General features: G+C 60.7%; 28 protein-coding genes and 1 tRNA gene. 2 read left to right on the forward strand and 27 right to left on the reverse strand.

Features of this window, described 5'->3' with window-relative positions; translation table 11 throughout:
- Positions 1-3: 3 nt before the first annotated feature.
- From ACV17W_RS01105 to ACV17W_RS01140, 8 genes are all read right to left on the reverse strand, one after another.
- A complete protein-coding gene (locus ACV17W_RS01105; RefSeq protein ID WP_462594629.1) occupies positions 4-720 on the reverse strand; it encodes an ABC transporter ATP-binding protein in 717 nt (238 codons plus the stop codon).
- Positions 704-1,651 carry a branched-chain amino acid ABC transporter permease gene (locus ACV17W_RS01110; RefSeq protein ID WP_462594630.1) on the reverse strand — a complete coding sequence of 316 codons (948 nt, stop codon included), beginning with the start codon at positions 1,649-1,651 and terminating at the stop codon, positions 704-706. The genes ACV17W_RS01105 and ACV17W_RS01110 overlap by 17 nt, the downstream gene beginning before the upstream one ends.
- On the reverse strand, positions 1,648-2,529 hold the full coding sequence (locus ACV17W_RS01115; protein ID WP_462594631.1) for a branched-chain amino acid ABC transporter permease: 882 nt from the start codon (positions 2,527-2,529) through the stop codon (positions 1,648-1,650). Before ACV17W_RS01115 ends, ACV17W_RS01110 begins: the two co-directional genes overlap by 4 nt.
- 109 nt (positions 2,530-2,638) lie before the next feature.
- A complete protein-coding gene (locus ACV17W_RS01120; RefSeq protein WP_462594632.1) occupies positions 2,639-3,820 on the reverse strand; it encodes an ABC transporter substrate-binding protein in 1,182 nt (393 codons plus the stop codon).
- A gap of 393 nt (positions 3,821-4,213) precedes the next feature.
- Complete coding sequence (locus ACV17W_RS01125) at positions 4,214-5,137, reverse strand: cupin domain-containing protein (protein ID WP_462594633.1); 924 nt, start codon at positions 5,135-5,137, stop codon at positions 4,214-4,216.
- 16 nt (positions 5,138-5,153) lie between these two features.
- Entirely contained in the window at positions 5,154-6,440 is a 1,287-nt protein-coding gene (locus ACV17W_RS01130) for a TRAP transporter large permease (RefSeq protein WP_462594634.1), read from the reverse strand.
- Positions 6,437-6,916, reverse strand: coding sequence for a TRAP transporter small permease (locus ACV17W_RS01135; RefSeq protein ID WP_462594635.1), 480 nt, complete (start codon positions 6,914-6,916; stop codon positions 6,437-6,439). The genes ACV17W_RS01130 and ACV17W_RS01135 overlap by 4 nt, the downstream gene beginning before the upstream one ends.
- Positions 6,917-6,941: 25 nt before the next feature.
- On the reverse strand, positions 6,942-7,970 hold the full coding sequence (locus ACV17W_RS01140; RefSeq protein WP_462594636.1) for a TRAP transporter substrate-binding protein: 1,029 nt from the start codon (positions 7,968-7,970) through the stop codon (positions 6,942-6,944).
- 202 nt (positions 7,971-8,172) lie between these two features.
- Between ACV17W_RS01140 and ACV17W_RS01145 the strand changes: the two genes are divergently transcribed.
- The gene (locus ACV17W_RS01145; protein WP_462594637.1) at positions 8,173-9,129 is read left to right on the forward strand and encodes a LysR family transcriptional regulator; all 957 of its coding nucleotides are present in this window, start codon (positions 8,173-8,175) and stop codon (positions 9,127-9,129) included.
- On the opposite strand, the gene ACV17W_RS01150 is transcribed toward ACV17W_RS01145, so the two are convergent.
- The 4 genes from ACV17W_RS01150 to ACV17W_RS01165 form a co-directional block, all read right to left on the reverse strand.
- The gene (locus ACV17W_RS01150; protein ID WP_462594638.1) at positions 9,115-9,519 is read right to left on the reverse strand and encodes a Zn-ribbon domain-containing OB-fold protein; all 405 of its coding nucleotides are present in this window, start codon (positions 9,517-9,519) and stop codon (positions 9,115-9,117) included. The two genes, ACV17W_RS01145 and ACV17W_RS01150, sit on opposite strands and share 15 nt — an antisense overlap.
- Positions 9,516-10,688, reverse strand: coding sequence for a thiolase domain-containing protein (locus ACV17W_RS01155; RefSeq protein ID WP_462596420.1), 1,173 nt, complete (start codon positions 10,686-10,688; stop codon positions 9,516-9,518). The genes ACV17W_RS01150 and ACV17W_RS01155 overlap by 4 nt, the downstream gene beginning before the upstream one ends.
- 10 nt (positions 10,689-10,698) lie before the next feature.
- Positions 10,699-11,700: a Bug family tripartite tricarboxylate transporter substrate binding protein gene (locus ACV17W_RS01160; RefSeq protein WP_462594639.1), complete on the reverse strand. Its 1,002-nt coding sequence runs from the start codon at positions 11,698-11,700 to the stop codon at positions 10,699-10,701.
- A 63-nt stretch (positions 11,701-11,763) separates the two neighbouring features.
- Positions 11,764-13,320, reverse strand: a complete 1,557-nt coding sequence (locus ACV17W_RS01165; RefSeq protein ID WP_462594641.1) for an AMP-binding protein — start codon at positions 13,318-13,320, stop codon at positions 11,764-11,766.
- Positions 13,321-13,424: 104 nt separating this feature from the next.
- On the opposite strand from ACV17W_RS01165, the gene ACV17W_RS01170 reads away from it, so the two are divergent.
- Positions 13,425-14,354, forward strand: coding sequence for a LysR substrate-binding domain-containing protein (locus ACV17W_RS01170; protein WP_462594642.1), 930 nt, complete (start codon positions 13,425-13,427; stop codon positions 14,352-14,354).
- Between the two features lie 153 nt (positions 14,355-14,507).
- Here the strand turns inward: ACV17W_RS01170 and ACV17W_RS01175 are convergent.
- The 15 genes from ACV17W_RS01175 to ACV17W_RS01245 form a co-directional block, all read right to left on the reverse strand.
- Positions 14,508-14,583: transfer RNA gene (locus ACV17W_RS01175), tRNA-Ala, on the reverse strand.
- A gap of 124 nt (positions 14,584-14,707) precedes the next feature.
- Positions 14,708-15,493, reverse strand: a complete 786-nt coding sequence (gene xth, locus ACV17W_RS01180) for an exodeoxyribonuclease III (protein WP_462594643.1) — start codon at positions 15,491-15,493, stop codon at positions 14,708-14,710.
- Between the two features lie 131 nt (positions 15,494-15,624).
- Positions 15,625-17,562 carry a phage tail tape measure protein gene (locus ACV17W_RS01185; RefSeq protein ID WP_462594644.1) on the reverse strand — a complete coding sequence of 646 codons (1,938 nt, stop codon included), beginning with the start codon at positions 17,560-17,562 and terminating at the stop codon, positions 15,625-15,627.
- Positions 17,555-17,812 (reverse strand): hypothetical protein, encoded by a 258-nt coding sequence (locus tag ACV17W_RS01190; RefSeq protein ID WP_041862943.1) that lies wholly within the window; start codon positions 17,810-17,812, stop codon positions 17,555-17,557. The genes ACV17W_RS01185 and ACV17W_RS01190 overlap by 8 nt, the downstream gene beginning before the upstream one ends.
- A complete protein-coding gene (locus ACV17W_RS01195; protein WP_462594645.1) occupies positions 17,796-18,242 on the reverse strand; it encodes a hypothetical protein in 447 nt (148 codons plus the stop codon). The genes ACV17W_RS01190 and ACV17W_RS01195 overlap by 17 nt, the downstream gene beginning before the upstream one ends.
- A gap of 100 nt (positions 18,243-18,342) precedes the next feature.
- Complete coding sequence (locus ACV17W_RS01200) at positions 18,343-18,519, reverse strand: hypothetical protein (protein ID WP_158310084.1); 177 nt, start codon at positions 18,517-18,519, stop codon at positions 18,343-18,345.
- A complete protein-coding gene (locus ACV17W_RS01205; protein WP_158310083.1) occupies positions 18,512-18,661 on the reverse strand; it encodes a hypothetical protein in 150 nt (49 codons plus the stop codon). Before ACV17W_RS01205 ends, ACV17W_RS01200 begins: the two co-directional genes overlap by 8 nt.
- Positions 18,662-18,788: 127 nt before the next feature.
- Positions 18,789-18,962 (reverse strand): hypothetical protein, encoded by a 174-nt coding sequence (locus tag ACV17W_RS01210; RefSeq protein WP_158310082.1) that lies wholly within the window; start codon positions 18,960-18,962, stop codon positions 18,789-18,791.
- 8 nt (positions 18,963-18,970) lie between these two features.
- Positions 18,971-19,261, reverse strand: a complete 291-nt coding sequence (locus ACV17W_RS01215; protein ID WP_041862942.1) for a hypothetical protein — start codon at positions 19,259-19,261, stop codon at positions 18,971-18,973.
- The gene (locus tag ACV17W_RS01220; protein WP_462594646.1) at positions 19,261-19,977 is read right to left on the reverse strand and encodes a hypothetical protein; all 717 of its coding nucleotides are present in this window, start codon (positions 19,975-19,977) and stop codon (positions 19,261-19,263) included. Before ACV17W_RS01220 ends, ACV17W_RS01215 begins: the two co-directional genes overlap by 1 nt.
- A 443-nt stretch (positions 19,978-20,420) precedes the next feature.
- On the reverse strand, positions 20,421-20,603 hold the full coding sequence (locus ACV17W_RS01225) for a hypothetical protein (RefSeq protein ID WP_462594647.1): 183 nt from the start codon (positions 20,601-20,603) through the stop codon (positions 20,421-20,423).
- Between the two features lie 382 nt (positions 20,604-20,985).
- On the reverse strand, positions 20,986-22,368 hold the full coding sequence (locus ACV17W_RS01230) for a VapE domain-containing protein (protein ID WP_462594648.1): 1,383 nt from the start codon (positions 22,366-22,368) through the stop codon (positions 20,986-20,988).
- Complete coding sequence (locus ACV17W_RS01235) at positions 22,362-22,757, reverse strand: hypothetical protein (protein WP_462594649.1); 396 nt, start codon at positions 22,755-22,757, stop codon at positions 22,362-22,364. The genes ACV17W_RS01230 and ACV17W_RS01235 overlap by 7 nt, the downstream gene beginning before the upstream one ends.
- Positions 22,758-22,772: 15 nt before the next feature.
- Positions 22,773-22,973, reverse strand: coding sequence for a helix-turn-helix transcriptional regulator (locus ACV17W_RS01240; RefSeq protein ID WP_462594651.1), 201 nt, complete (start codon positions 22,971-22,973; stop codon positions 22,773-22,775).
- A gap of 91 nt (positions 22,974-23,064) precedes the next feature.
- The gene (locus tag ACV17W_RS01245; RefSeq protein WP_462594652.1) at positions 23,065-24,279 is read right to left on the reverse strand and encodes a tyrosine-type recombinase/integrase; all 1,215 of its coding nucleotides are present in this window, start codon (positions 24,277-24,279) and stop codon (positions 23,065-23,067) included.
- Positions 24,280-24,524: the final 245 nt, after the last annotated feature.

A 24,524-nucleotide genomic window follows, 5' to 3' on the forward strand; every position in this document is an offset into this window, starting at 1 on the left:
CGTTCAGTCCGTGCCCAGGTACGCTTCAATGACTTTCTCGTCGCGTATCACGTCGGTGGCCGGCCCTTCGGCGATCTTGTTGCCGCCGGCAAGCACAATGACATTGTCGGCCAGTTGAATAATGGCCTCCATGATGTGCTCGACCATCACGATAGAAACCCCCGTGCTCGTCAGCGTGCGCAGCACTTCGATCATCTCCTTCAGGGCCGGCGGATTCAGGCCGGCCATGATCTCGTCAAGAAACAGGATTTGCGGTTCCAGCGCCAGCGCTTTCGCCAGTTCCAGCCTGCGCAGACGCGCCAGGTTCAGGTCCGTGGATAGCTGTTCGGCCCGGTCGCGCAGACCGACACGGTCGAGTGTGGCCAAGGCCACGCGCTGCGCCTCCGGCCGCCTGGGGTGCTTAAGGAACGCCGCGACCAGCACGTTCTCCAGCACCGTCATTTCTTCATAGGGGCGTTCGGTCTGGAAGGTGCGGCCCATGCCTTGTCGGGTGCGCAGGTAGGGCGGCAGCCGCGTCACGTCCCGGCCCATGAACCTGACCGTTCCCGACGCCACGGGCGCGAAACCGGTGATTGCGTTGAACAAGGTCGATTTGCCGGCGCCGTTCGGTCCGATCAGACCCAGTATCTGGCCCTGGCGCAAAGACAGTGAAACGCTGTTGACCGCGACCAGACCGCCAAACTGCACCTTGACGCTGTCGGCCTCAAGCACGTTTTGCATAATTCTTCCTGATCATCTTGTGCGCGTATTCACCGACGATGCCACGCGGCAACAGCAGGATCACGACCAGTATCAACACGCCGTAAACCAGCATGTTGGCCTGTGCGAAGGCAGTTCTGAAGAGCTCGCCGGATATCACCAGCAGCGCGGCCCCGACGGCGGGGCCCCAGATTGTGCCGCGCCCGCCGATAATCACCGTCAACGCAATCTGCACGGAAAACAGCAGATTGAAAATGATGTGCGGCTCGATGAACGACAGAAAGATGCCGAAAATGCCGCCTCCCGCGGCTGTGAGCATGCCCGACAGCACGAACGCTTTCAACTTGACCACAGTCGGGTTGATGCCGGCGGCCATGGCAGCCTCTTCGTTGTCGCGTACCGCCTTGAGCTGATAGCCGAACCTGCGCCTTGAGATGAAAATGCTCACGCCTATGGTGATCGCGGCATACACCAGCGCCAGATAATATTGCGAGGTCTTGTCGAACAGGTCGAGGCCGAATGGCTCGGCCAGGGTGTCGATGAAGACGCCCGATGCGCCGCCCGTCAGCCAGCCTTCATTGATGGCGACCAACCGAAGAATCTCGGCTACGGCAATGGTCGAAAGCGTGAAATAGGGGCCGCGCAAACCGAACGTAAGCGCGCCCCACAGCAACGCGAGCAGCGCCGCCACCGCCATGGCCAGCAGTATCGACCACCATGGCGCCCAGCCGAACTGCGAGGCTCCGATCGCCACGAAGTACGCGCCCAGGCCGACGAAGCTGGCGTGCCCCAGGCTGAGCTGGCCCGCCCAGCCGCCCAGGATGTTCCACGAGGTGGCCCAACCGGTGAACAGCAGCACGGAAATTCCGACGGTGATGTACGCGGAACCCATCGCGGGATAGCAGGCGGCCGCGATGGTCAGTACCGCCAGGATCAGCACTTGGCGGTTCATACGCGCTTCACCGTTTTGCCAAAAAGACCTTCGGGCTTGAGCAGCAGGACGACCAGGAAGGCCAGCAGTCCATAGGCATCGCGGTAGGCCGAGTCGAGATACGACGCGCCCAGCACTTCCACCACGCCCAGCACCAGCCCGCCTATGATCGCGGCGCCTATGTTTCCGAGGCCTCCCAATACTGTCACCACGAACGCCTTCAATGTAAAGAGGGCTCCCGTGGTGGCCGGAGACGCAAACAGCAGCGGAATCAACGACACGCCGGCCGTCACGGCCAGCGCCATGCCCAGCCCGAACACAATGGCCTGCATGCGCTTGGTGTCAATGCCGACCAGTTCGGCCCCCAGCCGGTTTTCGGCCGTGGCCTTGATGGCACGCCCCACCTCGGTGCGGTTGAGCAGCAGATACAAGGCGCTGATCATCGCCATCGTTGCCAGGCCGGCGAACAGCAGTACGACCGACACGCGTATTTCGCCCAGTGCCAACGTGCTGGCGGCATAAGGCACATTGACCGACTTGGGCTCTCCGCCGAACACGAGCAACAACATATTGGCGATGACCAGCGAAATGCCCAGGGTGGCGAGCATCATGGTTTCCGGCTTGGCGTCGATCACCCGGGCAAGCAGGGTTTTCTGAATCAGCGCACCGACGACAAACCCCAGCGGGATGGCCAGTACCAAGGTCCAGTAAGGGTCCCAGCCCAGCAGGCTGTTGAACACCACAGCGAAGTACATGCCCAGCACGACAAAATCGCCGTGGGCAAAATTGATCGTGCGCATCACGCCGAATACCAGGGTCAGCCCTACGCCTATCAACGCGTACACCGCCCCGATCAGCACCCCGTTGGACAGGTTCTGCAGAAAGGAAACGTAATCCATCGAATCGCCCTTGTGCCGGCCGGATGTTCAGATGTGCGAGCGCACGCCCGGTTCGCGCCCCATGCCTATGACGCCCGGCATGGGGCCACGTGCCGCCGCAGGTGTGCCTTCAGTTTGACAGCCGGGCTTTTTGCGAAGCCAGATTCTCCGGGTACACCGTGACGTGCTTGCCGTCCTGAATCTGGATGATCACGCTCTTGATCGGGTTCTGCCCCTTGAAACCGTCATAATCTTCGAACGTGACGTCGGTCACGGGGGTCTTCAGATCCGTGCTGGCGAGCGCTTCGCGAACCTTCTCGCGGTCGGTGGATTTCGCGCGTCGCAGGGCGTCTGCGGCCACCGTCAGCGCCAGATAGCCTTCGGCCTCATAGAACGAGGGCTCTTCCTTGGCCTTGGCCTTCAGGCGCTCGTAAAGTTCCGGGGTGCCTTCGTACTTCACGTCAGGGCTCCAGCTGACGGCGGATACGATGTTCTCCGACTGTCCGCCCACCTGCTGGATGAAGCTGATCATGGAAGATGCCGTGTCAATGGCAACGACCTTGGCGTTCAGGCCCACTTCCTTGATCTGGCGGGCAATGGCAATGCCATCGTCGGCGTACGAACTGGTCAGGAGAATGTCTGGGTTGTCGGAACGGAACTTGTTCAGTATGGGCCGGAAGTCGGTCGTGCCCTGGTCATAGGCCTGCTTGCCCACGATTTCATAGCCGCGTTTTTCCGCCTGCCGCGCACCTTCTTCGCTGACCGACGTAGGCCAGGCGCCGTTGCCGTGCATGATGGCGATCTTCTTGAGCTTGTCATCGCTTTTGCGCAGGAAGTCGAAGTAGTCGAAATACACATTCGCCACGATGGTCGAATTGTGCTTGGCGCGGAAGACCCACTGCGACCCAGGCTTGGTGATCGAGTCGTCGGCGCTGCCCAGCACAATGAGCGGGATCTTCTGGCGCGTGGCCAGCTTGGACATGGGCCCGGTGATGCCGGATGCGTATGACCCGATGATGAGCGGCACGCCTTGTTTGTTCAACGACTCCACCGCAGCCAGAGCGCTCTGCGCATCAGAGCGATCGTCCTGGGAAATCAGCTCGAGTTTTTCGCCGTTGATGCCGCCGTTTGCGTTGATTTCTTCCAGCGCCACCTGCATGCCCGTGTTGTAGCGCTGCCCGAAAGCGGCGAAATTGCCGGACAGGCTGTTGATGACGCCTATCTTCACTTGTGCCATGGCGGGCATCGATAGCGCGGACGCGCAGACGACAGCCAGCAAACCGGTTTTCAGAAACGTGTTGTGAGCTTTCACGGTTTTCCCCTTTCCAAGAAACTTCAGCTGCAAGAACCACCTGCGTGGATCGACGATTGAATTTCTCTGGGTTGCCCATGGCTGGCATGGGCAGCCTGAAGCCTGGCGACTCGCTGCCTGACATGGTGATGCTACGGCAACTAGTATATAGACAGACCCGCCCGTCGAGCGGGAAATTTTGCGCTCCCGGGCGGAGCGCGATCCGCTGCCCCGGTACTCGGGCAGGCTGCCAGACCACTCGTCTGCGCGTGAACCGGGGCGGCCCTCACTTCGCGTGATGGCGCCCATCTCTGCGGAGCGAACGGGGACGCGCCGGGCTATGGACGAGACTGCCGCGCACGGCCGGGGCGGCTTCCGTCATGCCGCCCGCACCCCGATTCTTCGGTTGCTTTTTTACTGTTCGGGGACGTTGGCAAATCCGATCGTGCGGCAGTGGTAGTACAGGCCGCCGTCCTGGACGATGAGAAACAATGAGTCGAGGGACTTGGAGTCGTTGTGGTGCGAATGCACGGCCCTGGCGGGCGTGATGAAGGTGGCGAATTGCGACCACTCGATTCTCTCGCCATCCACGAGGGAATAGCAAGCGTCCTGCTGGATGATCAATGTGACGGCCACCGAGTTATGAAGGTGCGGCGGCTGGTAATCGCCCGGTTCGACGGAGTTCAGCGCAAGCGTCAACGAAGGCGTGGAGGTTCCGCGGGGTTCCATTGCGTCGGTCGAGAACAGCATGGCCGTCGATTTGGACCCGTCAACCTGCGTGGTCTTCCGTATGGCAGCCAGGTGCGAACGCACCTGGGCCGCCGGAAAGTGCGTGGGTTCGATCGCGCCCCGGTCGCGCGGCCCCGGCACCGCCGACTCGAACGCCAGTTGCGGCTCGTTGGTGACCTGCCACAGCACCGCGTTGGCTGCCGACTGTGCCGTGTGGATCTGTTCGAATCCGCCCGGCAGCATCATCACATCGCCCTCTTGCCAGGCAATTTCGCCATCCTCCCACCGAGTCACGCCGCTGCCCTTTATGACGTAGTACAACTCGGTGCTTGCCATGGACCGGACGCGCAGCGGATTGCCCGGTTTGATGCGCAGATATGAAGCGAGCAGCAAGGGCACGGTGGCGGGCGTGCTGCCCCCGACGATCTCGCGCAGGTCGCAGGCGATGACGGCCGAATCTTCGTTCGGAAGCAGGGCGAGATCTCGCTCTTTGAGGAAGATGTGCGGCGTGATGGGCGCCCGGTATATGCCGAACGTCTTGTCCAGCGTTACATACCTGGCGCGCTTCGTGTATGCGGTTTCGGCCTGCGATTCCATAGCAATTTCCATGAGTGGGTTGCTGTCACTATGTTGGAGACATCATCTTGTTCGGCAGCCACGTCACGAGGCTCGGGAAAAGCACGATAAGGAGCAATACCGCGACAAGTGGGATCAGGAACGGTGCCACAGCTTTGACAACCTGGTTGAAGCTGAGGCCGGAGATTCTCCCCATGACAAAGAGCACCAGCCCGAAGGGCGGAGTGATCAGTCCGATCATGAGCGTGACCACCATCACCACACCGAAGTGAATGGGATCGATGCCAACGCCTTCGATCACGGGCATGAGGATAGGGCTGAGGATGAGTATGGCCACGACGCCATCCAGGAAACAGCCTACGATCAGTAGAATTCCGACGATGACAAACAGCGTGACCAGCGGGTCTGCGCTGACCGATCCTATGAAGCCGGACAGCTGGGCGGTGACGCCGGAACGCATCAGCACCCAGCCGTAAAGGGAAGACGCCGCCACGATGAAGCAGATCACGGCGGTTTCACGGGCAGTTTCCAGCACGGCCGCGTAGATCTGCCTCAGGCCCAGTTCTTTCAGAACAAAAATGCCGACGAACAGCGCGTAGACGACGGCCACGGCCGCGGCCTCGGTGGGAGTTACAAATCCTCCCCAGATTCCGCCCAGCAGGATCACCGGTGTCATCAGCGGTAGGAACGCGTCCATGAAGCTGCGCATCACCCGCGCAAAAGACGGAACTTGCTCGCGCGGCAGGTTCAATTTCCTGGCCATCAGGGCAACCATGGCCATCAAGGCGATGGCCATGAGTATGCCCGGTACCACGCCTCCCAGGAAAAGCTTCCCGACCGAAGCGCCGGATGCGAACGAAAACACGATCAACGGGACGCTGGGCGGAAAAATAGGGCCTATCGTCGACGATGCGCTGGTGATTGCAACGCTGAAGTCACGCGGATAGCCCCCCTTTTTCATGGCTTCGAGCTCCGTGGTGCCCAGTCCAGCGGCGTCCACTACGGCCGAACCCGACATTCCGGCGAAAAGAAAGCTGGCCATGACATTGGCCTGACCCAGACCGCCTGGCAGGAAGCCGACCAGCACATTCGAAAAATTGAATATCTTCTCGGTGATGCCCGCCGTATTCATCAACTTGGCGGCCAGAATGAACAGCGGCACGGCGACGAGAATGAAATTCTGCAGGCCGAACTGCATCTTCATCGACAGAATGCTGGGATTGAAGTTGCCCCCGCCCAACAGCAGCGCGGCCAGCGATGCCAGGCCCAGGGCGATGGCGATCGGGATGCCGGCAAACAGGAAAGCCAGGGCTCCGGCGGTCAGTGCGGTAATCATATTTCCAGCTCCGGCTCTGCGCGCGACACCGGAACGCCGCGACAGTCGTTATAGATGTGCATGACGCAGTAGCAGGTCATGATCACGCCGCTGCCCAGCAGCACCGCATACATGTAGCCGATTTTCATCCACTGAGCGGTATCCAGACTGACATCCCAATTCACCACCGCATTGAGATACGCGCCGTACGTGAACGGAAGCAGAAACAGCAATACCGCTGCGCGTTCGAAGATGCGCAGCAATTTCTTCCCTCGTTCACTGAGCAAGTCCGAGATCGATGTGATCCTGAGATGGCTGTCATCGGCCATGAGCGCGGCGGAGCCGACGAACACCAGGAAAATGAAAGAAAACTGGGACAGTTCCTCCGACCACAGCGTTGAAGTCCCCAGCAAGGTGCGATAGATGATCGTCAGCACCACAATGCCGAGCAGCGTCAGCAAGATCAGCACATTCAGCATTTCCAGCACGCGTTTCATGACCCAGCTCCTTCGCCGCCTGCCGTCAGTTGGCCAACGCTGCCTTCACCTTTTCATAGAATGCCTGGTCCCAGTCTTCCTTGGCCATTTTCTCGGTGATGGGCGCCGTGGCTGCGCGGAACGCCGCTTTGTCCACCACGATCAATTCCATGCCGAGTTCCTGCAGTTTCTTCACGTCCTTGGCGTCGCCGTCTTTGGTGATCGAATTGCCGAACGCCAGGCCTTCTTCCATCGCGCGGGCCAGCATATCCTGATCGTCCTTGTTCAGGCCGTCCCACCACATCTTCGACGCCCAGAAGAGTCCGCCCGCTTGAACGTGTTCCGTGGCGATCAGGTATTTCTGCGATTCGTAGAATTTGAAATTCAGGATGGTTTCAGGCGGATTTTCCTGGGCTTCCACGATGCCGGTCTTCAGGGCCATGTAGGTTTCGCCAAATGCGATCGTCGAAGGTATGGCTCCCAGTCCCGACCAGACTGTCTGCCAGGTCCTGATGGGAGGAAGCCGCATCTTGAGGCCACGAACGTCTTCAACGGTGCGCACCGGCCGGTTGGCCGTCAGATAACGGGCGCCTTGGTAGACGACGCCCATGCCTTTGACGCCACGCCTTTGTTCGATGAGCGAAAATAGCTCTTTGCCCGGACCGTTCCAGAATTTCCAGAAATCCTCCTGCCCGGTGAACAGGTAGGGCACTTCGGCAATGAAGTACTTGGGGAAGAACGTGGAGACGGGGCCCATGCCCGTCGCACCGAATTCCACCGAACCCTGCGCGAGCTGCTCGAAGGTCTGGCGCTCGTCGCCCATCGCACTGGCCGCATGAACCTGGACGACGATGCGCCCGTTCGAACGGTCAGCCACCAATTCCTTGAATTTGTGCAAGGAGCGGTCTCCGGCCGACCCGGGAGGGTGGGTGGACGCTACATTGGCAATGATCTTCGTTTGAGCGATTGCAACGGGCGCGACAAAAGACGCAACGCCCACCAGTGCACACCCCAATACTGCTTTGACGACCCGAAATTGCATGGTTTCCCCCAGGAATATTTTGACTTTCTGCATATCTCAGCGCTCAGGCTGACCGAGACCTTAACGCCAAATACGCGGCCGATCCATGCTCGGAAAGGTGAACGAGTGTTGCCTGGAAGGCAACGGAGTCGCGAGTCCCCGACGGGCGGGCGGCGCCGGTTCGTAGCTTCAGGCAAAAGGGCGGGGCGGTGCTGTACCATTGCCGCCACCTCTCCTTAGCAGGACGGCATTACAGATGGCAGACTTCCAGGCTATCGTCGACGATCGAAGGGTGCGTTACTTCTGCACGGCCGTAGACGAAGGTTCCATCCGCGCGGCGGCCGACATGCTGGATATGAATCCGTCCGTGATCAGCCGCCAGATATCGCAACTGGAATCCGACCTGGGGGTGGCGTTGCTCGAGAGACATGGCCGCGGCGTCAAGCCCACCCTGGCCGGCCACCTGCTGCTGGACTATGGGCGTCAGCGTATGAAGGCGCTCGACGACCTGAAAGGCAAGCTCGATGAGATCCACAGCCTGGATCGCGGCCATATCGAGATGGTCGTCGGGGAAGCCTATGTCAACGACGTCATCACATCGTCGTTCCAGCGGTTCTGGAAACGCTATCCCAACCTCACCATGGCAATCACCGTTGCCGGCACCAACGATCTCATCCGGCAGGTTGACCACGATACGGCGTGGATCGGCATTGTCTTCAATCCGCCCGCGACCGGGCGGTTCCGGTCTCGGGCCGCAATCTGCCAGCCCATGTGCGCGATCGTTCCGCCGAGACACCCTCTGGCGATGATGCGGCGCGCACCGACATTGGCCGATCTCGCACCCTATCCCACGGGCCAGCTGAAAGAGTCATTCGGGATACGGCAGCTCGTCGCGCAGGCCGAACACATGGAGCGTGTGCGGCTGAATCATGTGTTGACGTGCAATTCGATGTCGGTGCTCAAGGAGTTCGTGCTTGCCGGCCTCGGCATCACGCTGCTGCCGGCCTTTGTCGTTGCCAGCGAGATACGGGAGGGCAAGCTCGTTGCCATCCCCATCGACCAGCCCGCGCTGGCCGGCGCGAAGACTCACATCATTACGCGCGTCGGCAGACAGCTTCCCAAGGCGGCCAATGAGCTACTGATGCAGTTGGTGGCCATACTGAGCGAGGTCTACGAATCCGACGGCCCGGCGATCGGACTACGGAGCCCGTAAGCGGAACACAGGCACTTTCCGGCCTTCCTCGCTGCGTTCGAACAAGGCCGTTACTTCCGCGCCGATGATGGCGTGTTCCAGCGGACAGCCGACGATATTGGTCAGCATTCGGGGGCCTTCCTGCAACTGGACGTACGCCAGGATATAAGGCGGGTCCGCGCGGCTCAGGGCACTTGCCGCGTATATCGTTCCCGAGCCGCTGGCGGCTTCCCATGCTACATCGTCAGCATGGCAATGTGGACAAAACGGCCGGGGATACCAATGCCACATGCTGCAGCGCCGGCACTTGGGCAGAAGCAGTACATCTCTTTCGGCCGCTTCCCAGAACGGTATGCCGCTGGGGTGCGCCGACACGTACGGGTCGGCTTCGTAGGGCTTTTTCGTGGTCATACGCGTTCCATGATTACCGTGGCATGGCCATGGCCGCTGCCTACCGAGCCTCCGGGGCCGCAGGCCAGAGCAATATCGCAATCCGGCACCTGCACTGCCGGATGGGCGTGGCCGCGTAATTGGCGCACGGCTTCCATCAACTTGATCACGCCCCCGCGGTTGCTCGGATGGTTGTTGCAGAGGCCTCCACCGTCGGTATTGATGGGCAGGGAGCCCTTGCCAGAGATTAAGTTGCCGTCCGCGACAAATGGGCCGCCTTCGCCCTTTTTGCAGAAGCCCAGATCCTCGATCTGCATGAGCGCCATGATCGTGAAATTGTCGTAGATCGACGCGTACTTGACGTCCGCCGCGCTGATCCCGGCTTGCTTGAAGGCGGCCGCTCCGGATCGCAAGGCGCCCGATGTGGTGAAGTCGGAGCGCCCCGCGTCCTGCGTATAGATGGTTTCGCCGCAACCGCGGATCCGCACCAGCGGTTGACGCAGTGTTCTCGCCACGGCTTGGTTGACCATGACGAGCGCGCCTCCGCCATCGCTGATGACACAACAGTCCAATCGTCTCAGAGGGTTGGCGACCATCGGGGATGCCAACACATCTTCGACGCTTACCGGAGTCCGGTACATCGCGTGCGGGTTATGCTGCGCGTGCGCTGAAGCGGCGACCCGGATCCACGCCAGCTGTTCCGGCGTCGTACCGTACTGGTGCGCGTGCCGCTGGGCCATCATGCCGTACAGGGTTGCGATGACCGGTCGGTAGGCGATGTCCCATGGCATGTCCGGGCGTTCGCATTCGCCCGGCCTCGGCTTGGTGCCGGTCGCCTGACCTTCGCTTCGCGGGCGCCCGGCCTGCGTGATCAGCGCGACCGAACACTTGCCGGTGGCAATCGCCTGCGCCGCGTGGGCGACGTGAATGAGATTGGAGCAGCCGCCGGTGTCCGTGGTGTCGATATGGCGCAGTTTCAGGTTCAAATAATCGACGAGCCAGCTCACGTTGCTGCCGGGTATATCCCTCCCGCCAAAGAAGCCATCGACATCCGAGAACTCCAGGCCGGCATCTGCCAGCGCCCCTCGCGCGCATTCCATATGCAGCTGCGCCACCGATTTATCCGGCGCGATACGCAGGGGGTGTTCATAAATACCGGCCACGTACGCCGAACTTGAGCCTTGTCCCATTTCGTCTTTCCTAATGTTCCGGCGTTGCGCCGGAAATGCGGACAATCGCGGCCCAACGTTCGATCTCTTTCACATGGAAGTCCCTGATCTCGTCATCGGAAAGCGCCTGCATGTCGCTCAAGTCGTCGATACCGACGTTATGAAGTTTTGAAATGAACGCGGGATTCGTCGCGACTTTGCGCGCCGCCTCCCTGAGGCGGGCGATCACGTCCGCAGGCGTACCCTTGGGCACGGCAAGGCCGTACCAGGCGTTCAGGTCGAATTGCGGATATCCCAGTTCTGCCAGAGTGGGCGTATCGGGCAGGCCGACAGTACGCTTGGATCCCGTCGCCCCCAAGGCCTTGAGTTCCCCCGACGAGACGAAACCACCCACATTCGCGGGCGGGTAAAACATGAAGTCCACCCGGCCCGCCAGAATATCGGTCATGGCAGCTGCCCCGGACTTGTAGGGCACATGCAGCGTTTCCATGCTGGCGGCGGAATTCAGAAAGGCGGAAGAAAGATGATTCAGCTGGCCCGGCCCGGTCGTGGCATATGTGATTTTTCCCGGGTGTTGCTTCGCGTCCGCGACGAGATCGCCAACGGAGTTCCACTTCGACTTGCCGTTGACGACCAGTACCAATGGCGTCTGGCTGAATACGGTAATGGGCTCGAAATCCCCTATGGGGTCGTAGGTCAGTCCTTTTGACTTGAATAGTTCCGGATTAACGGCCGACGGCCCGAGATTCGTCAGCAATACGGTGTACCCGTCGGGCCGAGCCCGCGCGGCATAGGTGTACGCGACCGAACCGCTCGCTCCTCCCTTGTTTTCGACCACCACCGGTTGGCGCAGCTCGGCGCTGAGATACTCCGTGAGAATTCGGGCCATGATGTCCGAGAAGGACGCCGCGGGGGCGGGCACGATCAGAGATACGGGCCTGTCCGGGTAAGTCGCTGCGGCGGCATTGCCGGTACAACACAAGGCCGTCGCCAACACTGCTAACAGCCCTTGGAACTCTCGATTCAGTTTCATGGTTTTGTCTCCGATATTTTTGTATGTGTTCTGTATGTGATGCGGGCACCTCGCGTTGCCGTACTAATTCACGTTGCGCTCCGCCTGACTCCAGTAGATCGCCCGCATTGCTTTCTTGTCCGGCTTGCCCAGCGGGGTCACGGGGATCCGGTCTATGAACTCAACCGTCTTGGGCGCCGGGATCGATCCCTTGGCCTTTTTCACGAAGTCGATCAGGTCGCTTTCCTTTGGCAAGGCACCTTGTCTTGGAACCACCAAGGCCTTGACCGCCTCTCCCCATGTCGGATCAGGCACGCCTATCACCGCCACGTCGGCCACGCCGGGATGCTTTGACAGCACATCTTCGACCTCCTTCGGGTAGACGTTGAAACCTCCCGAGATGATCATGTCCTTCTTTCTATCTACCAGAAAGTAATATCCGTTCGGATCGCGCCATGCCAGATCGCCGGAATGCAGCCAGCCGCCACGAAAGGCTTCTTCCGTGAGTTCGGGCGCTTTCCAATAGCCTGTCATCACCAGGGGAGATCGGATACAGATTTCTCCGACCTGTCCGGCTTGCACTTCATTTCCGGCCTCGTCGAGCAGACGTATCGACACGCCGACATAAGGCCGGCCGGCCGACGACGCATATTCGTCTTTCAGGTGATCATCTTCGTCGAGGTAGAGCACGGTACTGGGAGCCTCGCTCAATCCATAATGCTGTATGAGCACCGGTCCGAACAGGTCCCGCGCCTGCTTGAGCCGTGCCGGCGATATTGGCGCCGCGCCGTACATAATCATCTTCAATGCTGAGTAGTCGGACCCGCGTGCCCGCGGATGGTCCATCAGTTTGTAGAGCATGGTCGGCACGGCATAGAAAGCGTTGATCTGGCCGCTTTCCAGCGCGTCGAACAGGCGGTCGGCGTTGAAGCCGTCCTGGAAGTGGATCGTGCCGCCTTGAGACATCACCGGCACAATCAATTGGCCCGCGGCGTGTGACATGGGCGAGGCGCATAGATAGCTGATGCCCTTCCAGTCGTGCGCAGCCATGCGGAGCATGGCGTTCATTGCAATGGAAAGACTGGAGGCCATCACCCCTTTTGGCGAGCCCGTCGTGCCGCCGGTGTAAATCAGGCGCACCACATCATGGGGGTGGCTCAAGACGCGCAATTCCCCGTCGCTTTCGTGGGGCGCGCTCCATAACCATTCCAGGCCCGGACGCGCGTCCGGGCTGAGCACAGTGAGCTCCAGGCCGGAGCGCTCTCGCAGCGCCAATGCACGATCGCCGAGATCGCCGTCCACGATCAGGACGCGCGCTTTGCAGCTTTCGAGAATATAGAGCTGGTCCTCCAGAGATCCACTGAAATGCGGGGAAACTGCGATATAACCCGCAATGTAGCAAGCTGCGGTGGCGGCGAACGTTTCGAACCGGTTGTGCGCCAGCAGCATGACAGTATCGCCGCGCTGCAGCCCTATATCGGACAGGCGTCGAATGATCTGTTGTATGCGTCCGCCGAGCTGTCGATAGGTAACCGACGTACCATCCGGATTCACCATGGCGGTTTTCTCGGCGTGCCTTTCCAAAGCAAGCGCGATGACGTCGCCAATACCCGGCCCCGGGTGTACAGATTGCGGATACATAAACGCTCGCCCCATGAATCGACGGCTCAATCGTAGGGGCCTGCACAGTGCTTTAGGAAATGGTTTTCTTCACTAGGGGGCATCGACAACATCGATGAAGCTTTATGGAAATGAGGCATTTGCGATACTTTCGGGCCGTGGCGGAAGCGATGAGCTTTACGGCTGCCGCGCGCACGATGCATGTCACGCAATCCACTCTTTCTCACCAGATCAAGCAGCTTGAAGACGAAATAGGCCAGCAACTTTTCGATCGCAACACGCAAAAAGTGAATTTGACGTATGCGGGGGAAATGCTGCTGAAAACGGCTGTCCGTGTGCTCGATGAAGTCCACGCCAGCTTGATTGGCCTGCGCGACCATTCGGAATCACGCCTCATCGAACTCAGGATTGGTACGACGCAAACCCTCAATGCGCACATCATGCCCGTTGCATTGGCGCAGTTCATGATCCGATGTCCTTCCACGATGTTGATCGTGGAAGAGTTCACGCATGATGGCGTGGCGGAAAATGTGGCTTCGGGAGCGCTCGACATGGGGTTGACCCCGCTGCCCGCCGTGCAGACCGGACTCGATAATGAGCCAGGTGTCGACGTAGAACTGCTGGGCGTCGATGAGCTTGTTCTTGTCGTGAATCCGCTTCATCCCCTGGCGAAGCTGCGCAAGGTTCGCATGCCCGAGCTTCATCGCCAGGAGATGGTCCTGCATACTCGCCGATTCGCCACGCGGCGGCTGATCGATACTCTGCTGTCCAGTGTGGACGCCGTGCCGATCGTCCGCATCGAGTCGGTATCGAGTTCACTGATATTGGATATTGTGAGGCGAACGCAGCTCGCGGCAATCGTGACCAGGACGGCTCTGCTGAACCGCGACGATCTGGTGGCGGTGCCGCTGGAAGGACCCACGCCCGAGCGTGGTATGGGTCTGGTGTGGCCGAGCGACAAGCCAAGGGGCCGAGAGCTGGACGAGTTTGCCGCGATCGTCCGGACGGTCGTACGGAATTTCGCGCGCCAAAAGAGAGGCTTTCGCTTGCCTTGAGGCCCGCCGTTCAATAATCGATACGGCAGAGTTTGGCCCCCCGGGGACCAGGCGCGGGCTCGCCATAGGGATGAACCGATCAGAGGCCGGGGCCGTGGAAAAGAAAAAGCCCTGGAACACATGGTGTTTCCAAGGCTTTTCCGTCTGGAATTTTGGTGGAGCGGAGGAGGATCGAACTCCCGACCTTCGCATTGCGAACGCGACGCTCTCCCAGCTGAGCTACCGCCCCAATCAAGCGCAGAAATATAGCACATTCCGGAAAGGGCCAGCAATGTGTGGCGGGCCCGTCCGGGCCCCGCATCCGGCGGCCCCAGCGGGCGTTCTTCGCGCGCCCGGCGGCTTGCGGCGCGTGCTCAGCCGGCCAGGTCCAGCGTGGCCACCACAGGGGTATGGTCCGACGGCTGCTCATTCGAACGCGGCGCTTTATCGATGACGCACGCCACGCAGCGATCGGCAAGGGCTTGCGACAGCAGGATGTGATCGATGCGCAGGCCGGCATTGCGCCGAAAGGCGAACTGGCGGTAATCCCACCAGCTGAAGGATTTCTCGGGCTGCTCGAACATTCTGAACGAGTCGGTCAGGCCCAGGTCGAGCAAGGCGCGAAACGCAGCGCGCTCCGGTTCGGACACCAGTACCTGGCCCACCCACTTCGACGGGTTGTGCACGTCTTCGTCGGCAGGAGCGACGTTGTAGTCGCCCAGCAGGGCCAGGCGGGGATAAGACTTCAGCTCGTCGGCCACCCAGCGATGCAGGTGCTGGTACCAGTCGAGCTTGTACAGGTATTTATCCGAGTCCAGCGCCTGCCCGTTGGGGCAGTACGCACTGATGACGCGCACGTCGCCGGCGGGCGAGGGCAGGGTGATGGCCAGCAGGCGCTGCTGCGGGTCGTCCATGCCAGGAATGTTGCGCACCATGGCCGAGCCGGGTTCCCGCGACAGAATTGCCACGCCGTTATAGGTTTTCTGTCCCGCCCAGACCGCGTGATAGCCCATCTGCGTGAAGGCATCCAGCGGGAAATTTTCATCGGTGAGCTTAAGTTCTTGCAGGCACAGCGCGTCGACCGGATTGGCCGCCAGCCAGTCCAGCACCTGTGGCAGGCGAACTTTCAGGGAATTGATGTTCCAGGTGGCGAGTTTCATATGATTTATAATATATTGAAAACAAAGAAGAAATCTGGATATTTCTTCTGGTTGTCGGTGTCGATACCCCAACAAATACCCCCACCGGAACAGGTGGGGGTATAGGCTGCTTGATAGTGTAGCGCGTCACTCTACTGGGTCACACCATCGAACATAAAGCTGCGCCGCCTAACCGCGTCCCGATGGTTGATCTTGTCCACCACCAGTTCGGCCAGCTTGTTTTCGTCCATACCTGGCGCCGGATTCACATTCAGAGTGATGCTCCGGTTGTCCTGCCACGTGCCCGATGCGCCGCCGCGTGCCGTGGCCATGGGCGGTGCCTGAGGCGGGGCGGGCGGCGTATAGCCGTCCATCACGCTGGCGTTGGGATTCTCGTCACCGACCCCGAAGAATTCCTTTGTCTTGGTCCAGGCACTGCCGACAGCGGAAATCTTATCGATCAGCCAATCCAGGGCGCCGGACGCGGTTAGTTTGATGCTATCCCACAGGCTGGTGAAGTAACCTTTCAGCCCGTCCCATACGCCGATGGTTGTAGCTTTGACCGAATTCCAGGTGTCGGTGAAGAAAGCTTTGATCGGCTCCCAATTTTTGTAGACCAGCACAGCAGCACCAGCCAAGGCACCGATGATCGCGCCAACTGGCGACAGGAACGTCGCGGCGATTCGCAGCGCAGTGAACGCTGCCCCCAAGCCGATCACAGCGCCGCCAACGGCGACAATGCCCTGCGTCAGTCGCGGGTTTGCTGCCGTCCAGGCGGTGACTCGATCTATGACGGTGACCAGCCCGCCTGCCACGTTGCCAATCGCTGGCAGCAACGTTTGGCCGATGGTTTTGCTAAGACGGCCCACCGAGTTCGACAGGTTCTCGGCCTGGGTGGCCGCCGTGCCCATCATCTTGCTGAAATCAGCGTCTACCGAGCCGGCAGAGTTCAGCGCGTCACGTTTGATGCGCTGATACTGTTCGCGCTCAGTCATCAGTGCCCGAAGTGCGCTACCGGCCTGTACATCCGGCACCAGCTCGGCAACCAGGTCCGCACGGCCACCAGTGAGTTGGCGGGTTCGGTCAACGAAGAACTGCAGCACATCCTCACCGCGCTTCTGAGCCTCCTGAATCTCCCCGAACATGTCCACGCCGTACAGCTTCTGGAATCGCTTCAGCGTTTCCGGCGCCACCATTTTGCCAAGCAGGTTGCTTAGATTGGTCGCGGCCTCGTCGCTGCTGCCGGCGCCAGTGCGCACGATCTGGAACGCAGCGCCCATGCTGGCGGCGGCGTCAAGGCCTTGCATGCCCAGCGCTTTGAACAACGAACCCACCTTCGGGGCGTGCTTGGCCATTTCCGACAGTTCGAAGTTGCCGGCCTTGCCGGCAGTGTTCAAGATGTCGAATGCGACGCCGGCCTGCTTGGCGGTGATGCCAAGCTGCTGGTTCAAGCTGAACGCGGTCTGCGCCATATCCTCCATGGTGCCGCCGGTCGCGGTAACGGCTTTGCCGAGGGTTTCGGCCGTCGCTATGGCTTCGCCGACGGCTAGGCCAGACGCCACCAGGCTGCCAACACCGGATGTAACGCTCTCAACAGACTGCCCAGTTTTCCGGCTGGTTTCGAATATCTGGCGGTCGAGGTCGCGGGTTTCGGCGTCGGTCAGGCCGCCTGTGTTCTGAATCGTCACCAGTTCTTTTTGGTGTGCGGCCGCGTCTCGCCCCACCTTGAACACCGCTGCTGAATACGCGGCACCCACGGCCAGCACTCGGGTCAGTTGCCCCACCAAAACCTGGCGCTTGGCCAGGGCGGCGTCGCGGCGTTCCTCGATGTGCTGCAGTCGTCCCAGGACGGCGCGTTGCTTTTCCAGTTCGGCAGTAACGGCCGCGTAGCGGGACCGCAGGCCATCAATGTTGGCGCCGGATCGGCCCAGCTTCTGGATCGCGCCCCCGAGCGTGCGTTGCTCCGCGTTCAAGCGCTTGACAGTACTGCCCAAGCTGGTGATGCTGGTCTTGGCGCTGGTGACGGTGCGCTTGAACGAGCCAGCGACAGCGCCGCCGATGGTGATGGTTGCCGATAGCCGCTTATTCATGGCGCGGCTCCACGTCGGAAATCACCGCGTCAGCCAGACCAGCAGCGCGGCGAGCGTCGTCCACCAGTTGAGCGATGTCGTGTCGATCCGCCTTGCATAGCTCGCGGCTCGCTTCCAGCATGGCGGCGATGGCTTCGTCGAGTTTCACCCGGGCCATAAGGACTGCATCGCGGCGCGCTTCGGGGTTGTCGTGTGGTACCAGCAGGCGACCGCGGGCGGCGTACAGCGCGTCTTCAATCCGTTGATCCATAGCTTTGTTCTCCAGTGAAATTAGGGTCGGCCGAAGCCCGCAACGCCTCGGCAATTTCGGCTCGCAGTGTTGCCTTGAATCTGGCTTCGTCGGTTTCGCCAATGAGCTGCGATACCACGCGGCCGGGTACGTTGAGCAATGTGGTGCGGATGATTCCGCAGCGGCGCGCCCAAACTTCGGCGAACTGTTCGACGGGCGCCACCAGTTTTTTGGCTTCTGCGAGCCGTAGTTCAGCTTCGTCGGCTTGGGCGCGCACAAGTCGGGTGCGCTCACGCTGCAGGACACTTCCGGTACCGGCGGCGTCGTCGATCAATGCTCGGATGCTCGGGCCAAGCGCGTATTCGTTGCGTCCGACGCGTTCAAGCGTGCCTTGCTCGGCCAGCTGGCGGATACGGCGCGCTGAAACGCCTGCAAGAGCAGCAAGTTGCATGTCGGTGACTGTTGTGTCTGGTGCAATCACAACGGCGCCAGGCTCAAGATCACAGATGCCAGAAAGGCCAAGCACACCAGCTGTTCGTTGTCGAAGATTCTCATTTCTCGGGACTCCATGAGCGAAGTTCAAAGGCGGTTCCACGATACGACTCGCAAGCGCCGGCAAGGCTTTTGATGGCCTGCCGTGTCCGTTGGTCCAGCCTCGAATCGGCCGCGATTTCCTCGGCCATGCGTTGCAACCCGACCAGGCGGCCGAACAGGTCCTGTTCAACCATCGTTCTGCCCCTTTAAGCGGCGAATCTGCGCCAAGATCGGTTCGTCGGGGTGCAGGAACTGCACACCAGGCGGCGGGTGGCGGCGTGCGTTGCGGGTCTTGCGTGATCGGTACCTGGGGCGCTTTCTGTCGGGCGTGTTCATGGGCTTTCCGTATTCGGTGTGTGCCGACCGGGGCGGTAACCCCGGCCGGCGTGGCCGTTTCAAATGTCGCGTCGGTGGCCAGCCGCGCCCGCGTTGAACCCCACCAGCAACGCGGAACTGGTCGCGGTTAACCCCCGCGCGGGTCGGACAACAAACTTTTTCTCAGAATGGCGCCAATAATTGCGGTGCGGCTCGGTCGGAGTCCGGTCTGCTCGGCAACTTGCTGCTGCCGCTGGTGCACGGCGCGCAGCACGTCACCGGGTAGCGCGATACTGAACTTTTGGCTGTGTTGGTTTTGCATGATGTCCCTCAAAAATCGTGAACCCAGCCGCGCCGACGCTGCGGGGCTTCGGGGCGTAAACACCAGGCGACGCGAGAATCCAGCCAGCGCACAGCGCGGCGGTACTGCCCTTCACTAAGCCCCGGCCATAGCTGGCGGATGTTTTGGTCCGCGTTCTCTGCGTGGAACCGCGCGCCGCCCATGTGGATTAGCACACGCGGCAGCCCGTCATCGTTTTGAGCGGAGCGAACCAGCGGCCAGGCGGTTTCAATCGCGTCGGCCAGGTCGGCGGGCAGGCCTTTATCAGTGGGCGCAGTCATCACGCTGCCTCGACCGCCGGCACGTTCCAGAACGCAGTGGCGTCGGGCAGCAGCGGCTGCAAATTGACCCAGGCGGTCAACGCCATGGCGCCGGCGACATTCACGCGGTCAACAATCAAGAAAATTTCTTCGTTGACCGCCACACCGGCGCGGGCGAACGACCCGACGAACGTAGCGTCGATTTGGTCGCTCAATTCAGCCGCAACACCAGCTGCGCGCAGGGCGCCATCAGCGCCGACTGCGGCGCCGTTTCCGGCCGTGCCAACGATGCCGCGCAATTCACCGAAGCGCAGACCACGTGCAGCGGCGGCGCCAATTGAAAATGCACCAGGCGTTGCGGATTTGATCGCGGCCAGCAACACGGCGTCAGCGAGATTTGACAAGCCCAGCGCAAGGGCGGTCATGGCGACGTGTTCGACCCATTCGTCGCCGTGTTCTTTCAGCATGGTGCGTGGAATCTCGAGGCGCAGGCCATGTGTAGCCGAATCACCCGGGGCGATTTCTGTCGAAAGGATCGGTAGTGCTGTTGCCGTCGCGTCGTCGCCGTCTTCGACTGGCTGGAAAACGCCGGCCTCGATCACGCTGAACCGGGATGCACGGCGCTGCCACATCATTTCGCCATTCCCCATCGGCACCGCATCAGGCGCAGCCTCGACTGGCACCAGGCGCGCGCCGGCTTGGCAGACGCGGGAGTTTTGAAGGATCGCTGTTGACATAGGCACGCGTCGGCCGGCCTGATGTTGCACCAGGGCTTGCGTGGGGCGCTGGGGGTCGAGCGTGTATTCAGGCAAGGGGTCCGCCAATCGGACGACGCCAGCTGATGCGGCGCGTTGCGCGGTTATATGGGTCGGCTCGGTGAAACCGGGCGTGTAATGCTCTGCGGCACCAGTTGCCTGGCGGGCCTGGGCGATGAGTTTGGATAGCATGCGATGGGTTCCTTTCGGTGAGTTCGGAACCAGTATCCGACGAACGGAACCGCGTTTCCCCTTGTGGGTTTTCCAAAGAACGGCAGTCCGGTAGTTGTTTTTTGCAACCACCCAAATATTGAACGGCGCGGTGGCGTTGCACCCGCCCCCGCAACGCCTCAGGAAGGACCCACGCAGCTCCACCAGCCGGTGTGGGCCGATGCGCAGGCACCGGCACACCAACGGCGGCGAGGCTATCCAGCAGCGGCCTGCAGGTTGGCCAGCGGTGGCAGGTGACGCCGCAGGGATGCCGCCAAGTCGGCGGCGATGGCCTGGCGGGTTTCGGCGGGGATCGGTGCGCCGGCCAGGGGTTCGATTTGATCGACCGCGATTTGCACCAGTTCGGCGGCGAGACTTTTGTAGAGCGTTGTTTGCATGATGGTGGTTTCCTTTGTTCGGGGCCTGAATGATTTCCACCAAGCGGCCTGGTTGGTGGACGTTGCACTGAAAACCTGTTTACTTTTGTATGTTGCACTCCCCTGAAACCCGCATGGATCAAGGCTTCCAGGCCATTCAGTGCAACCAGTGCATCCAAAACACGATTTCCTATTAGGCTATGCTATGTAACTGCACTGTTACCTACTATCCACTTTCCTTTAACTAGGATGCCCTAGGTTGCACTGTTGGCTTGAGACCCGCATGAACACTAGCTTTCGGGCAGTGCAACCCTATTTGAGATCGGTTGCCCTGTGGTTGTCCTCGTTGCACTGTTTACGCCCAAATTTCCCAAAGCGGCCGTGTACCCTTGCACCGCTGGTGTTAAAACGGCCGGTCCCAATTGCTATTGGTGATACGCGCGGGGGGCACAAGTAAAAGAGTCTTGCCATCCGAGCGCCGTCCGTGTCCGCCGTTCGTCTTACGCAGGACTGCGCCAGCCTTACTGGTGTCCGCCCGGGTGGGCTTGTCGATGCCCAGCTCGATGAGCACTTCCGTGGCCGTGCGCCATGTCCATTCGAGCGCTGGCGCGGTCCAGTCCAAGCGGGTCAGGATGCGTTCTTCGATAGGGTCCACCACGGTGAACGATTCGTTGCGCGCGTTCAGGGCAAGCTTTTCTTCGGGTTCCAGGAAGTGCGACTCACCGGCCTGGTGCAGTTGGTACACCTGCGCCCACACCTGCTGCATGTCCAGGCCGTGCTGCGCATTGATTCGGGCGCACTCTATAGTCCAGTACCGGCGGTTCCCGGTTTCGTCGTGTAGGTATTCCCGCGGGTTCACTGAACCGAAAAACACTGTGCGGCGCGCGAAGTGGCTTTCCTTGCGCGCGTAGGCCCGGCGCAGCACGTCGCTGTCGTTGGTGATAAACGATTTCAGGGCGGCGATGTCGGACCTGCGGAACGTCGCGTCGATCTCGCCCAGCTCCACCAGCCAGAACGAACACACCTGCTTCACGCTATCCTTGTCGTCGGGGCGCAGGATCATGCCGTCCTTCAGCACGCCAAGGTCGGCCGGAACCAGGTTTTTGAACCATGTGGTTTTGCCCAGGTCTTGCGCGCCCTGCAAAACCAGAATGCCCTGAGCGCTGACGCCGTTGCGACTGAACGCCGCGGCCACCGCCGACAGCATCCAGCGCATAATCAGCGCGTCGCGCAGCGAGCGACCGTCTGGCAGGATGCTGTCGTTGGCGGGCGTAATGGTGGCGTACAGCGCTTGCAGGCGGTCCTTCCCGTCCCATGGCTTGCTGGTGATCCACTGGGCCACCGGGTTGTACAGGTTCTGGTCGGCCAGGTAGGTGACATCGCCACCAAGGCTGCCGGTGGGCATATCGAGTCGCGCGCATTCCGACTCTAACCAGCGGAATGCGGCGTTTTGCCCATTGTCCAGCGTGAACGATGCGCCAGGAATCAGAATTTCTTCTTCCTTGCTGATGACGTTGTACCGAATGATCACGCCCAGGCGCCGGCACACTTCGGCCGTGTTCTCGATTGTCGCCTTAGGCCTGCCGCGTGAAGTGACATCCGGTAGCGGCCGGAAATCCATTAGTCGAGGGGTAGCAGCCGCGGCACCAGTTGGTCGCTCGTCGGTTGGATTTGGCGGTGGATCTACGCGTGCCAGCTTGGCATCGTCGCGGGAAGGTTTAGGCGCTGGTGGCGCTGCCAGCTGTCCGGCGGCGCGCTTAGCTCTCGCCTGGTGAAGGCTCAACATGCCGAACCCTCCCGGCCCATTGACGCCAAGATTTCCGCCAATACGTTCAGCGACTCATGCGACGCGCCATCGCGATATGCGTTGCCGAGCATGCTCTGGCAGATGTCCTGGAACTCATGGCCTTGCTCAAGAAAGCCAGCCACTTTCCGGATTACAAGATCGGTTAGGATTTGCAGTTCCGCGGCTCGCTCAGCTTGGCGCACAGCTTCGGCCGCGGCGCGCTTGGCTTCTAGCGGTTCAGCGTTGGCAGCACGCCACGCGAGGAAGTCCTCTACGGTGAAAAGCTGTTGATCGCCAGGTTGTGCGGCGGTAGAATTCGAGTAGCTGTTTACGGATGTAGTATGTTTGGAAGCCGACGTTCCCGCGTCGGCTTTTTTCATTTTGTCCATGATGACCGCGCCCCGTTATGCTTGGTCGCGAGCATCAATTCGGCGATTCAGCCATCCCTTGATGTCGTCCAGGAGCCAGGCCGATGCACGTGGGCCGATCTTGATCTGCTGCGGGAAGATGCCCTTGCGGATGTGCAGGTAAATGCTGGGACGGCTTAGGCCGGTCACGCGAACGACGTCACCAATTCGCAAGAGTTGAGGCAGATTTTTTTCCATGGTGTATCGAATCCAATTAGAGTTGACTCGATACGGATTTCACCCGCTTTAGCCGATGCGTTCCCCTTGTGGGTTTTCCAGTAACAAAATGTTACTTAGTTGTGGATCCTGCGGTATCGAGCGCGTCCGCCCATGCCTGCAACAGCGCGCGGCGTTCGTCGCGGTACGCGTGGCGGTTGTACACGGAGCGAACCTTGTCCCGCGGAGCGTGCGCCAGGCAACGCTCGATCACGTCCACGTGTGCACCCGGCTGAGCATTCGCCCAGGTGGAAAAAATCGACCGCGTGCCGTGCACCGTCATCTGCCCACGATAGCCCGCGCGGCGCAGCAGTTCGTTGAGCGCGGTGGGGGACATCGGCTTGTTGTCCTTGTCCCGATGCGGGAACACGAAGTCGCTTCCACCAGAATGTGCCCGGAGGGTGCGCAAAAGATCCACGGCCTGGCGGGATAGCGGTACCCAGTGCGCACTTCTGGTTTTCATGCGATGCGCCGGGATTAGCCACTCGCACGTATCAAGGTCGATTTCGTCCCATCGGCCGGACGTGATTTCCAGTTTTCGGCATGCCGTGAGCAGCAGCAGGCGAAACGCCGCCTTTGTCGCCGGCTGGCAGGCGCTGGCGTCTATGGACGCGAGCAGGGCGCCTAGCTCGTCCATGGCCACGGCGGGGTGAGAGGTCTGTTTGCGGGCGGGCAGGGCGCGCGGGCCTGGTGTTGGGTTGCCAGCAATCAGTCCAACGTCGACGGCATGCTCGAAAATCGAATTCATGTGCGTGCGCAGGTTCCGCGCGACTTCTGGTGTATCGGTCGCCACTGCCTTCAGCAAATCAGCCAGTTCGCGGCGCGTTATTTCGCCGACTGGGCGCGCACCTAGTTTCGGCTCTAGGTATCGGTCGATTTCCCGATCCCGCTGACGGATCGTGGCCGGCGCAAGGGCGCGCGCTGGCGTCGCCTTCCATGATTCGAGAACAGCCTTGAACGTTCCGGCATTGGCGCGCGCGGCGTCCTCCGCCATGCGCGCACGATCATCGCGGCGTTGCGCGGTCGGGCTGATCCGATCGGCCACCAGTCGCCGCGCGGCAAGATGACGTTCCCGTGCTTCGGCGAGGCCAACGTCCGGGTATCGCCCGATGGCGAATGTCTGTTCTCGTCCGCTCAGGCGGAACTTGTAGCGCCATAGCCGAGACCCGTTCGGCTGCACCAGCAAGTGCAGGCCGCCGCCATCGGCGAGTTTATATGGCGCGTCCTGGGGGCGGGCGTTCTTTACGGCACGGTCGGACAGGGCACGGGCGAAATCGTCTTTGCTCATGAGGGGATGATCCGTTAGATACCCCCAACGGTACCCCCAATTTATCTAGATTTCAATAATCGGCATTAGACGATCTTGAACATACCGAAAGACGTAAACCCGCGCGAATACTAGCTTTCCGGTGTACCTTGATGAATCAGGATGAACCCGCGTGATCTGGAATGAATGTAGTGTAGATTCCAGGTGGCTAATTGCATGACTATTCCAACGCCCTGGCCGGAGCTGGGTTGCGGGCGGTATTTGCA

The organism is Bordetella sp. MIP270_01_BMS, from assembly GCF_054958705.1.

Bases quoted from the DNA above. Each gene is read 5' to 3' on its own strand.
- ACV17W_RS01225 (WP_462594647.1), bottom strand. From the start codon at position 20,603: ATGCAAACAACGCTCTACAAAAGTCTCGCCGCCGAACTGGTGCAAATC.
- ACV17W_RS01195 (WP_462594645.1), bottom strand. From the start codon at position 18,242: ATGCAACTTGCTGCTCTTGCAGGCGTTTCAGCGCGCCGTATCCGCCAG.
- ACV17W_RS01130 (WP_462594634.1), bottom strand. From the start codon at position 6,440: ATGATTACCGCACTGACCGCCGGAGCCCTGGCTTTCCTGTTTGCCGGC.
- ACV17W_RS01165 (WP_462594641.1), bottom strand. From the start codon at position 13,320: ATGTATCCGCAATCTGTACACCCGGGGCCGGGTATTGGCGACGTCATC.
- ACV17W_RS01125 (WP_462594633.1), bottom strand. From the start codon at position 5,137: ATGGAAATTGCTATGGAATCGCAGGCCGAAACCGCATACACGAAGCGC.
- ACV17W_RS01245 (WP_462594652.1), bottom strand. From the start codon at position 24,279: ATGAGCAAAGACGATTTCGCCCGTGCCCTGTCCGACCGTGCCGTAAAG.
- ACV17W_RS01155 (WP_462596420.1), bottom strand. From the start codon at position 10,688: ATGGGACAAGGCTCAAGTTCGGCGTACGTGGCCGGTATTTATGAACAC.
- ACV17W_RS01145 (WP_462594637.1), top strand. From the start codon at position 8,173: ATGGCAGACTTCCAGGCTATCGTCGACGATCGAAGGGTGCGTTACTTC.
- ACV17W_RS01240 (WP_462594651.1), bottom strand. From the start codon at position 22,973: ATGGAAAAAAATCTGCCTCAACTCTTGCGAATTGGTGACGTCGTTCGC.
- ACV17W_RS01200 (WP_158310084.1), bottom strand. From the start codon at position 18,519: ATGGTTGAACAGGACCTGTTCGGCCGCCTGGTCGGGTTGCAACGCATG.
- ACV17W_RS01235 (WP_462594649.1), bottom strand. From the start codon at position 22,757: ATGGACAAAATGAAAAAAGCCGACGCGGGAACGTCGGCTTCCAAACAT.
- ACV17W_RS01185 (WP_462594644.1), bottom strand. From the start codon at position 17,562: ATGAATAAGCGGCTATCGGCAACCATCACCATCGGCGGCGCTGTCGCT.
- ACV17W_RS01205 (WP_158310083.1), bottom strand. From the start codon at position 18,661: ATGAACACGCCCGACAGAAAGCGCCCCAGGTACCGATCACGCAAGACC.
- xth (WP_462594643.1), bottom strand. From the start codon at position 15,493: ATGAAACTCGCCACCTGGAACATCAATTCCCTGAAAGTTCGCCTGCCA.
- ACV17W_RS01210 (WP_158310082.1), bottom strand. From the start codon at position 18,962: ATGCAAAACCAACACAGCCAAAAGTTCAGTATCGCGCTACCCGGTGAC.
- ACV17W_RS01190 (WP_041862943.1), bottom strand. From the start codon at position 17,812: ATGGATCAACGGATTGAAGACGCGCTGTACGCCGCCCGCGGTCGCCTG.
- ACV17W_RS01140 (WP_462594636.1), bottom strand. From the start codon at position 7,970: ATGCAGAAAGTCAAAATATTCCTGGGGGAAACCATGCAATTTCGGGTC.
- ACV17W_RS01215 (WP_041862942.1), bottom strand. From the start codon at position 19,261: ATGACTGCGCCCACTGATAAAGGCCTGCCCGCCGACCTGGCCGACGCG.
- ACV17W_RS01135 (WP_462594635.1), bottom strand. From the start codon at position 6,916: ATGAAACGCGTGCTGGAAATGCTGAATGTGCTGATCTTGCTGACGCTG.
- ACV17W_RS01150 (WP_462594638.1), bottom strand. From the start codon at position 9,519: ATGACCACGAAAAAGCCCTACGAAGCCGACCCGTACGTGTCGGCGCAC.
- ACV17W_RS01110 (WP_462594630.1), bottom strand. From the start codon at position 1,651: ATGAACCGCCAAGTGCTGATCCTGGCGGTACTGACCATCGCGGCCGCC.
- ACV17W_RS01230 (WP_462594648.1), bottom strand. From the start codon at position 22,368: ATGTTGAGCCTTCACCAGGCGAGAGCTAAGCGCGCCGCCGGACAGCTG.
- ACV17W_RS01105 (WP_462594629.1), bottom strand. From the start codon at position 720: ATGCAAAACGTGCTTGAGGCCGACAGCGTCAAGGTGCAGTTTGGCGGT.
- ACV17W_RS01115 (WP_462594631.1), bottom strand. From the start codon at position 2,529: ATGGATTACGTTTCCTTTCTGCAGAACCTGTCCAACGGGGTGCTGATC.
- ACV17W_RS01220 (WP_462594646.1), bottom strand. From the start codon at position 19,977: ATGTCAACAGCGATCCTTCAAAACTCCCGCGTCTGCCAAGCCGGCGCG.
- ACV17W_RS01170 (WP_462594642.1), top strand. From the start codon at position 13,425: ATGGAAATGAGGCATTTGCGATACTTTCGGGCCGTGGCGGAAGCGATG.
- ACV17W_RS01160 (WP_462594639.1), bottom strand. From the start codon at position 11,700: ATGAAACTGAATCGAGAGTTCCAAGGGCTGTTAGCAGTGTTGGCGACG.